This is a genomic window from Streptomyces incanus, assembly GCF_042656345.1.
Taxonomy (GTDB): domain Bacteria; phylum Actinomycetota; class Actinomycetes; order Streptomycetales; family Streptomycetaceae; genus Streptomyces; species Streptomyces incanus.
The window spans coordinates 1-9364 of record NZ_JBHSPC010000011.1; the positions used below are offsets into that span (position 1 = coordinate 1).

At 69.4% G+C, this 9364-nt stretch carries 9 protein-coding genes; 5 read left to right on the forward strand and 4 right to left on the reverse strand.

The genetic code is table 11. From position 1 onward, the window contains the following. Positions 1-166 precede the first annotated feature (166 nt). The 3 genes from ACFP2V_RS02835 to ACFP2V_RS02845 all read right to left on the reverse strand — a co-directional run bounded on the left by ACFP2V_RS02835 (position 167) and on the right by ACFP2V_RS02845 (position 3423). Complete coding sequence (locus ACFP2V_RS02835; RefSeq protein WP_381204830.1) at positions 167-448, reverse strand: type II toxin-antitoxin system RelE family toxin; 282 nt, start codon at positions 446-448, stop codon at positions 167-169. A gap of 4 nt (positions 449-452) precedes the next feature. Next, on the reverse strand, positions 453-710 hold the full coding sequence (locus ACFP2V_RS02840) for a type II toxin-antitoxin system Phd/YefM family antitoxin (RefSeq protein ID WP_181446599.1): 258 nt from the start codon (positions 708-710) through the stop codon (positions 453-455). 376 nt (positions 711-1086) lie between these two features. Continuing rightward, a complete protein-coding gene (locus ACFP2V_RS02845) occupies positions 1087-3423 on the reverse strand; it encodes a 2OG-Fe(II) oxygenase (protein WP_381204832.1) in 2337 nt (778 codons plus the stop codon). A 229-nt stretch (positions 3424-3652) separates the two neighbouring features. On the opposite strand from ACFP2V_RS02845, the gene ACFP2V_RS02850 reads away from it, so the two are divergent. From ACFP2V_RS02850 to ACFP2V_RS02870, 5 genes are all read left to right on the forward strand, one after another. Continuing rightward, positions 3653-4372 carry a hypothetical protein gene (locus tag ACFP2V_RS02850; protein ID WP_381204834.1) on the forward strand — a complete coding sequence of 240 codons (720 nt, stop codon included), beginning with the start codon at positions 3653-3655 and terminating at the stop codon, positions 4370-4372. After that, positions 4369-5679, forward strand: a complete 1311-nt coding sequence (locus ACFP2V_RS02855) for a helicase-associated domain-containing protein (protein ID WP_381204836.1) — start codon at positions 4369-4371, stop codon at positions 5677-5679. Before ACFP2V_RS02850 ends, ACFP2V_RS02855 begins: the two co-directional genes overlap by 4 nt. A gap of 635 nt (positions 5680-6314) precedes the next feature. After that, positions 6315-6596, forward strand: coding sequence for a ribbon-helix-helix domain-containing protein (locus ACFP2V_RS02860; RefSeq protein WP_381204838.1), 282 nt, complete (start codon positions 6315-6317; stop codon positions 6594-6596). Beyond that, a complete protein-coding gene (locus ACFP2V_RS02865) occupies positions 6593-7018 on the forward strand; it encodes a hypothetical protein (RefSeq protein WP_381204840.1) in 426 nt (141 codons plus the stop codon). The genes ACFP2V_RS02860 and ACFP2V_RS02865 overlap by 4 nt, the downstream gene beginning before the upstream one ends. Before the next feature lie 675 nt (positions 7019-7693). Next, entirely contained in the window at positions 7694-8884 is a 1191-nt protein-coding gene (locus tag ACFP2V_RS02870) for an IS110 family RNA-guided transposase (RefSeq protein ID WP_381204842.1), read from the forward strand. A gap of 25 nt (positions 8885-8909) precedes the next feature. On the opposite strand, the gene ACFP2V_RS02875 is transcribed toward ACFP2V_RS02870, so the two are convergent. Continuing rightward, positions 8910-9364, reverse strand: a 455-nt coding sequence (locus tag ACFP2V_RS02875; RefSeq protein ID WP_381204844.1) for an ankyrin repeat domain-containing protein, incomplete at its 5' end; no start/stop codon positions are given.

The following is a 9364-nucleotide window of genomic DNA, read 5'->3' on the forward strand; positions in this document are numbered from 1 at the left end:
CTGACCAGGCGCTCTCACCGACCGTCACCGATCAGGCCCATTCCTTCTGAATGCTTACGTTTTGGTTGCGCCTACAGGCGACATTCAGGACATCTCGACAAACAGGCAGGCGCACGCCCCCGCGACCCCCGGCGGGCAGTCGGCACCAACCTGCACTGCGGAGGGCCTATGGAACTTGGCGGTAGATGTCGCGGCGATTGCCGACGGCCAGGACCCACACGATCAGCTGACCGTCCTCAACGGTGTAGACGACGCGGTAGTCGCCGACCCTGAGCCGCCAGCGGGCACTGTGCCCCTGGAGGGCTTTGATGTCGAAGGAGGCGATGTCACCGGCGTCCAGCGCCTTCTGGAGTTCGGCGAGGCGGTACAGAATGCGCAGGGCGTCAGGGCGCGGAACCTTGAACATGCCCCGCTGAGCGTGCGGCGTGAAGCGCGTGACGTACCCCATGAGGTCAACCCTGCTGAGCGCGTAGCAGGGCAGCCATCTCTTCGAGCGAGACCGACCCCTCCGCACCCTCGGACTCGGCTTCGTCGGCCAGCTGGTTGAGCCACGCCTCTTCGGCGTTCTCCGCGATCTCACGCAGGCGCTGGTACTCCTGGATGTCGATCACGACGGCTTCCTGCTTGCCCCGCCGAGTGATGATCGTCGGAGTGTCCTCCCGGCGGGCGCGATCGATGACGTCAGCCAGGTGACTGCGGACATCCGCCATGGATTCGATCACTGGTTCACTCACGTCATGAATGTAGCAGATGTACAGGAAGGCTCGGAGGGTACCGGGAGGCCGCGGCGACATCGATCTCCGCAGCGTTCTCATCCGCCTCTCGATCACGAGGTGAGCCCGCGCACCCCACTGTCATGGAGACCGGGCCGGCACGTGGCTATCAGAGGGCTGCCTCTCGTGGCTCGAAACGCTTCGCCGCCCGGCACTCCACGATGACTCGGCCGCCGATCAGGAAGTGCGAACAAGTCGCTGCGTAGAGCAATGTCGGCGAATCGTTGTGTGCAGATCGCAAACACCGGCCGAGAAAACCACTGGTCGCACGGTGCCTGGCCGAGATCAGTAGCCGTTGGCACCACGCCACGTGTTACGGCCCCGGCTCAACTCCGACCTCGCCGGAAAGGTTCCATATCGAGGCCAGCCAGGTCAGGTCGGCGCCGGCCTGGCGGCGGGTCGCCCGCTCGCGCGAGAACAGCTCCTCGGTCTTCGTCAACACCAGCGTGTACGGGCGTCCCTGCCGCCTGGTCTGATGGCCTACGGGCAGCTCGGCCGTGTCGATCCTGCTGTGCACGTGCCGCCGCCCCTCCTTCGCAAGCGGCCACTCCAGCGTCCGCCGCGACCGGGAGCCGAGGAACGCACCCAGGGTGCCGCACAGCTCGCAGCCGCATCCGGTCCACGCCACCGACCAGTCGTCCGCGGCGCGCGGCGCCCGCCGCGCGATCGCGCCGAGCCGGTCCCCGCACTCCCGCGCCACCGCTTCGAGCCCCGCCGCCCGCGGCTCGCCCGCCGTCTGTTCCTGCGCCGCGTGGCGCAGCATCGGCAGCAGGCACTCGAGGACCGTGTCCGGGCAAGAACGCAACGCTGCCATGATCCGGCCGCGCAGCTTCGCGTCGGCCGCTTCCAGGATGCGCAGCAGCGGCAGGCTCAGCCGCTCCAACTGCGCGCGGCGGATCTCGGCCGGCCCGGTTTCGGCCCACAGCCGCAGCTCACCGTCCACCTGGGTCCAGGCCCCGGTCAACAGCAGCTGGGCCACCGCCGGACTCCGGGCGGAGCGCAGCGCCGCGCACAGCTGGGGAAGCCGCTCGGTCCAGTCGTACCGGTGTTCCTCGAAGCGGTTCTGCGCGCCGCCGAACCAGCCCTCGGTGACCTGGCCCAGCCACGGGACGCCGTACCGCTTCGCCACCGCGGCCAGGTCGTCCGCGTGTTCCGGAGTGAGCGCGTCGATCCGGAACGGCTCAAGGAGCATCGCGGCGGTCCCGGGCGCCTGAAGGCCCTCGGCCACCCGCAGCGCGCTCTTCAGCTGCCCGGGCTGTACACCACTGCCCTTCCAGAACGGCGCGAGGGACTCTGCCGCGGCGCGTGCGCCGTCCCGGTCGCCCTTGGTGATACGGGCCTGCAGTTCCTCGAGTGCCCACCGCGATCCGGCCTCGCCGCGCGCCGCGAAGGCCCGCTCTCGTGGCCACACCACGACCGCGGCCCGCCGGTACCAGCGGTCCAGCGTGTTGCCGTAGTTGCCCATGTAGCCCTCGTACTGGGAGTCATAGGGCTTCAGGTCCGCACTCGGGGTACTGGCGCAGCTCTCGTAGTCGCGGACGTACAGCGAGATCTGCTCGCCGTCGGCGCCATCCGGACCGGTCCACCAGCCGAGGGTGATCTCGTCGTCGATCAGCTCGCCGAGCTCGTAGTCCTCGTCGGCACCCGCGCCGTCAACCGCGGCTGCTCCCACTCCCTCTTCGTCTTCGTCCTCCTCTTCGTAGCCGTAGTCGTCCCAGGGGTCGTACCCAGCCGAAGTGGCGTCCCAGGTCTCCTTCACCTCGGCGAGGGCGAGTACCGTCTCGCACCCCGCCTGGGCAGCCGCGGCGCGCAGCAGCGCTGCACGCTCCGCGTCGGCGCCCTTGAGCCGGTCCCAGCCGAGACCCCGCTGGGTGTACTCGTGATCGAGTAGGTAGACAAGACGACGGGGCGGATCGAGGTCCTGGCCGCCGTAGCGCGGCCTGGCCGGTGCGTTGAAGTGTTGCTCCAGGCAGTGCGCCATGTCGTCGAGCGGGCCGGCCTCCCGCTCCGGGGCCCCTCGCTCGGCCAGCAGGTTGAACGTGAGGGTCACCCGGTAGCCGCTCCTGACCGGTGTCACCTCGTGCGGGCAGTCGGCGTAGAAGGCCACCAGGCTCAGCTCCGTCTTCGACGCGCGGTAGGTCCGGCTCTGCCCGGCGTGCCCGATAACCAGTTCGCCGCCGGTGTGTGCCGAGGGCAGCGACAGCACCAGCGTGCCCACCATGGCGTCGTCCTTCTCCGAGTCCTGGTGGGGGAGGAAGAACTGCCCCTTGCCGTACACGAGGAGCGCGTGCGGCTCGGCCCTCAGCCTGCTCTGCGCGGGGAGCCCGAGCTCGCCCCGGAAGTACTCCAGCGCGCCGTCGAGCAGCGTCGGCCAGGCCGGGCCGCCCAGCGTGACGTGGTCCGGCGGGATCTGCCAGGTGTCGCGCACACTGCTGTCACTCAGGGTGTCCTCCCCCCGGCCGAACAGTGCCGGACGCGCCACCGCGATCAGCTTCTTCACCTGCGGCGCGCGCAGTGGCAGACGCACCGGTCCGACCCCGGCCACCTCAAGGCCGACGCCGTCCGCCGGTGCTTCGAGCCGGGCGCTGAACTCCGCCGCCTTCGACCCGCCGAGCAGCACGCCCAGCCGCTCCCTCGCACTTTTGGCCATGAGCCCGTCCTCCCTGTTCCCGCGGTCGTGTCGCCTCGACCCGACTCTACGGAGCAGCGGGACCTCGGGTGGCCGTCTCACCCGTACGGGAACGCCTTCCCCGGCACGGACGGGCGGCCGGGAAACACCCGGCTCGGGCCCGCGTGCCCACGCACGTCCTCCTCTCCGGGGACAACGGGAACAGCCGATCCCCGCACCTGACACCCCGGCGGTGCGGAACAATGGCCCTGTGAACGACGACGACACGCAGCTGCTGTCCCAGGTACGGTCGCTGCGGGAGAAGGGCAGCGGACCGAAGCAGATCGCGCGGGCGCTCGGACTGAAACCGGCCCGGGCGAGTGCGCTGGTGCGCCAGGTGGCCCACGAACAGCAGAGCACGGCCGCGCCGACCGCGCGCCCGGTGGTGGGCTGCTGGGTGAGCGCCGGCTGGAGCACCGGCCTGGAGCTGTCCGAGGCCCCCGACTGGGCGCGTGCCGACGCCGAGGATCCCGAGGTTGCCGGTTTCGCCCAGGTTCTGATTGCCCGCCAGGAGCGTGCCAGCCGGGTCACCGTCTGCGGGTTCCTGGTCGACGTCTACTGCCTCGGTGTCAAGGACACCGTCGGCCCACAGGTGATGGGCGGAGGATCGCTGGACGCCTACGTACGCGACTACTACCGGGCGTTCGACCAACCGGCGCTGCGGATCGGCCTGGAGCAGGCGCAGAGCATCGTGCACGGTGGTGTGGCCTACGCCCGCACCTTCGGCTTCGAGCCCGCGCCGGACTTCGCGCAGGTCTCCGTACACCTCGGCGAGCCCGGCCCGGCCACCCCGCGGATCGGCTTCGGTCGCCAGGGGAAGCCGTTCTACATCAACGGCCCACGCGACGACGCCCAGAAGATCGTACGCACGCTGGAGCGGACCTGCGGCGCAGGCAACTACCACTACGTCCCGGGGACGGGGCCTCTGTGACCAGCGACCACGACGAGCATCAGGTACGCACGACCGAGCACGAGGCGCAGGCCAACCTGAAGGCGGTGCTTCAGCTGTGCGCGGCAGGCAGGCTGCGCTGCAGCGAGAAGACACTCCGCCCGTCCGCGGCGACGGTCAAGGCGGTCGCGGAGGCGCTCAGCGGCGGCGACTTCTACGCCGAGGAACCGATCGCTTCCTTCGCCTGGCCGCTGCTGCTCCAGGCCGGCGGACTCGCCGAACTCACCTCCGGAAAACTCGCGCTGACCGCACACGGCAGGGCGGCGCTGACCAAACCAACACACGACACGCTCGCCCTGCTGTGGCGGCGCTGGCTCAGCCGCGGCGTGATCGACGAGTTCTCCCGGGTCGAAGCGATCAAGGGCCAGCGCGTGGCGAACGTTCTCACCGCTGTCAAGCCGCGCCGGGCCCAGGTCGGCGCGGCCCTGGCCGCCTGTGCACCCGGTGAGTGGACCGACGTCGACACGCTCTTCCGCACCATGCGCAAGGCCGGTCACGATCCCAAGATCGCCCGCAGTGAGCGCGCCCTGTGGAAGCTCTACCTGGAAGACCCCGAATACGGCAGTCTCGGCTATGACGGGTTCCACAACTGGGAACTCCTCCAGGGCCGCTACACCCTCGCCGTGCTCTTCGAGTACGCCGCAGTCCTCGGCCTGATCGACGTGGACCACCGGCCGCCGGTGGGCGCCCGCGACGACTACCGCGACAACTGGGGCGCCGACTGGACCGACTGCATCAGCCGCTACGACGGCCTTCTCGCCCTCCGCCTCAACCCGCTCGGAGCCTATGCCACCGGGCAGACCGCCACCTACCTCCCCGCACCGGCCGGCACCGCCCCGAAGAGTACTGGCGGCCTGAAGGTGCTCCCCAACCACGACGTGGTGGCCCTCGACGGACTCGCCCCCGCCGAGACCCTCCTCCTCGACGCCTTCGCTGAGCGCACCGGTGACCGCGTGTGGGCCCTGACCTCCGCCTCGCTGCTCGCCGCCGTCGACACGGGCCGCGATCTCGCCGAACTCCGCCAGCATCTGGACGCCACCGCCGCTCCGCTCCCGCAGACGGTCACCACCCTGCTGGCCGACGCCGCCCGCAGGGTGGGCCAGGTCCGCGACACCGGGCCGGTGCACCTCGTCGAGTGCGCGGACGCGGCCGTCGCGGCTCTCCTCGCCACCGACCGCCGCACCCGCACCCACTGCACCCGCCTCGGCGAGCGCCACCTCGCCGTCCCCCTCGACAAGCTCCCCGCCTTCCGCAAGTCCGCCCTCGCCCAGGGCTACCCCGTCGGCTGACACACGCCCTCGTGGGCACCGGGCACGGACCGGCACAGTCAGTGGTCTGACCAAGAGGAACCCGCTGTCCGCTGGTTGCAGTTCTGGTCGCATTCACCTCCGTCCAGAACCGTCCGTTCACCACTCAACCCCACGCCTCACCGCAGGTCAGGACGTCTCCACACACCCCCGAGCCCCCGGACGAACATTTGGAAAGCGTGTTGGGGGCAACCCCTCAAGGGTTCGAATCCCTTATCCTCCGCCAGTGCCTCACCGGGCACTAACGTCGAAGGGGCCCACAGCTTGCTGTGGGGCCCTTCGACGTTGACCTCAGTTCTGGTCTCTTTCATTTCCTATGTTTAGGACATTTCACCCCAGGCGCGCTGTTCTCGGCGGCCGCAGCCCCTCAACCGGGGCGCGAAGCCCCTGGCGGCTCCGGCCTCGCAGGGCGGCCGTTGCCCAGCGGCCGGCCTGCCCGCGGGCGCCCCAGGACGAAGCCGGCCCTGCGAAACGCCGGCAAATCGTCGAGGCAGACGGCAAGGTGATGCTCGCCGAGTCGGATGCACAACGAGCACAGGCGGCGGTCGCCGTAGACAAGAGCTTCCCATTCCCGCTCCAGCGGTAAGGGATCAAGCACCGGGAGTATGGTCTGCAATATGGCGACGACAAAGAAGGTAACGGTGACGATCCCCGAGGATCTCCTGGACGAGATCCGTGCGGAGGCGGCGGAACGGGGCCTGTCCGCGTACGTAGCCGAGGCACTGCGCTTCAAGCGGGAACGGGACCGGCTGCGGGAACTGGCCGACTGGCTGCAGGAGGAACACGGCCCTCTCACCGAAGAAGAGAGCACCGCCGCGTTCAAGGAGTTGGAGGATCTCGACGCCGAGCACGAGCGCCGCCGCGCAGGTGGAACGCACAGCACCGGAGAGGCCGCGTGAAGAAGCGGTCCGGTGAGCCCGGGCAGCGGCCGTTGCGCGTCTTCGTACTCGACTGTGAGGCGCTGTCCCTCGCCGTGCGCGGCGACCGGCGGATGATCGCGTGGCTCGATATCGCAGCCCGAGGTGAAGCCGAGGTGCTCACGTCCCCGATGACGCTGGTGGAGGCGTACGACGGCAGGACCACCGAGCAGCGCTGGGACTGGGTGCTCTCCCGGCTCAAGGTCGCCGATGTCGGGAAGGACGAAGCCCGCCAGGCCCGCCGCCTGCTGGCGGATGCCAAGCTGCACGGCCACAAGGACGCGATCGACGCGGTGCTCGCTGTCATCGCACGCCTGCAGAAGGGTCAGGTCACCGTCTTCACCTCGGACGTGGACGACCTGGAGAAGCTGGTGCCGGACACGGTTGTCGTCAAGAAGGTCTGACCGGACCCGCCCTGGTCTCGGTTCTGGTCTCATCCACCCTTGCCCGGCACCGTCCGGTCTCCCTCCTGTCACCCACTCCACCGCAGGTCATGACAGACCCATACGCCCCCGAACCCCGTACGAACATGCGGAAAGCGGGTGGGGGCAGCCCCTCACGAGTTCGAATCTCGTATCCTCCGCCGTTGCTCTCACCGGGCGATACGTCGAAGGGCCCCACCGGGCACGAGCCGCCCGGGAGGTGCGCCGGCAACCGTGCCGTCCAGGTGGTCGCCCCCTCGTCCGCAGGAGCGGGGGCGACGCCGGCCGAGAGCGAGACAGGCCCCGCGCGGACGGAAACGGCCCCGTGGCCGGTGTGGCGGGTCAGAGGCGGTGCGCGACGCCTTCCGGACACCCGACAGCGATCACCGATGAGCCCGTCCCCCTCGCGGCGGCCCCCCCATTACCTTCTTGGTGGCCCCGCAATGGGGCGCCCGGCCTCCGGAGCCGGCATGACTTTCTCCCCCTGTTGAACGTATGGCCTGGGGGGTGGTGTCACCGGCCCGGAGGCATCGACAGACCGCTGATTAGGGGCATGACCACCGGCTTCCTCCGGGAGGCTTGGGAGGCTCTTCGTAATGTGGATGTGGCGATCGGTGCCGTGGGACGGCCGGGCGAAGAGACGACCGGAGGACGCACATGATCGACGTCAGCGACATCGGCGCCTACCTCGGCCTGGACGTCGGCAAGGGCGAACACCACGCCACCGCCGTCACCCCGGCCGGGAAGAAGGCCTTCGACAAGCGGCTGCCCAACAGCGAACCCAAGCTCCGCGAGGTCTTCGGGAAACTGAAGGCCAAGCACGGAACCGTGCTCGTCGTGGTCGACCAGCCGGCCTCCATCGGCGCCCTGCCGCTGGCCGTGGCCAGGGACATGGGCTGCCCGGTCGCCTATCTGCCCGGGCTGACGATGCGGCGGATCGCCGACCTCTACCCGGGTGAAGCGAAGACCGATGCCCGCGACGCGTTCGTCATCGCCGACGCCGCCCGCGTCATGCCGCACACACTCCGCTCGGTCGACCTCGAAGACGAGACCATCGCCGAGCTGGAGATGATCGTCGGCTTCGACGACGACCTGGCCGGCGAAGCCACCCGCGTCAGCAATCGCCTGCGTGGCCTGCTGACACAGATCCACCCCCACCTGGAACGGGTCCTGGGCCCTCGCATCCAGCACCCGGCCGTGCTCACGCTACTGGAACGGTTCGGATCCCCGGCCCAGATCCGCAAGGCCGGACGCCGACGGCTCGTGACCTTGATACGTCCGAAGGCACCGCGGATGGCCGAGCGGTTGGTCGAGGACATCTTCACCGCGCTGGACGAGCAGACCGTGGTCGTCCCTGGCACGGACGCGGCCGCTCTGATCGTTCCGAGCCTGGCCACATCGCTGACTGCCGTCCTCGACCAGCGCAAACTCCTAGCGACGAGGATCGAGGAACTGCTGGCGAACCACCCTCTTTCCAAGGTCCTGACCTCGATGCCGGGGATCGGCGTCAGGACCGGAGCCAGGATCCTCATCGACGTGGGCGATGGCAGCAGCTTCCCGTCCGCCGCCTATGCCGGCCTCGCCCCGGCGACCCGGAGTTCGGGCTCCTCGATCCGAGGCGAGCAGCCGTCCCGCAGGGGAAACAAGCAGCTCAAACGGGCTTTCTTCCTGTCAGCGTTCGCGGCCCTGGCCGACCCGGCATCCCGGGCTTACTACGACAAGAAGATCAGCCAGGGCAAGCACCACACCCAAGCCCTGCTCTGCCTCGCGAGACGACGGGCCGACGTGCTCTTCGCGATGCTCCGCGACGGCACCTTCTACGAACCACGTCCAACAGCAGCGTCATGACTAGGCAGGAAGCCGAACCGGGGACCTACCGGTTCGCTCCCGCGCCAGGGACGTGAACCGCCACGTCGTAGTTGCCGATCAGATCAGCCAGAGCACGCGGACTCACACCCTTCGCGTTCTCCCGGCCCGGGTCGGCTCCGGCCGCCAGCAGCACCCGGATCGTCGACGGATCACCCCGATAGTTGAACACCGCATCGAAGAGAGCGGTGTTGCCGTTGCAGTCGCCCGTATCCAAGGTCGCACCGGCCGCCAGGAGAACCTCGGCTGCCAGCGCGCTCTGGGACTGCGCGGCAAAGTGCAACGGCGTCATCCCCGCCTTGTCCGCAAGGCTGGAATCCGCCCCACCCGCCAGCGCCTTCCGCAGGCCGGCGACATCGCCCCGCACGGCGCAGTAGTGCACCGCCGTGCGACCCATCCAGTCCCGCCCCTGATCCCCATCCATCACGGCACTCATCCTCGCCGAGCTTGACGAAGGAGATA

What these genes read in the sequence shown, in the direction of transcription:
- ACFP2V_RS02835 (WP_381204830.1), bottom strand. Translation starts at nt 448, where the DNA reads ATGGGGTACGTCACGCGCTTCACGCCGCACGCTCAGCGGGGCATGTTC.
- ACFP2V_RS02840 (WP_181446599.1), bottom strand. Translation starts at nt 710, where the DNA reads ATGGCGGATGTCCGCAGTCACCTGGCTGACGTCATCGATCGCGCCCGC.
- ACFP2V_RS02845 (WP_381204832.1), bottom strand. Translation starts at nt 3,423, where the DNA reads ATGGCCAAAAGTGCGAGGGAGCGGCTGGGCGTGCTGCTCGGCGGGTCG.
- ACFP2V_RS02860 (WP_381204838.1), top strand. Translation starts at nt 6,315, where the DNA reads ATGGCGACGACAAAGAAGGTAACGGTGACGATCCCCGAGGATCTCCTG.
- ACFP2V_RS02870 (WP_381204842.1), top strand. Translation starts at nt 7,694, where the DNA reads ATGATCGACGTCAGCGACATCGGCGCCTACCTCGGCCTGGACGTCGGC.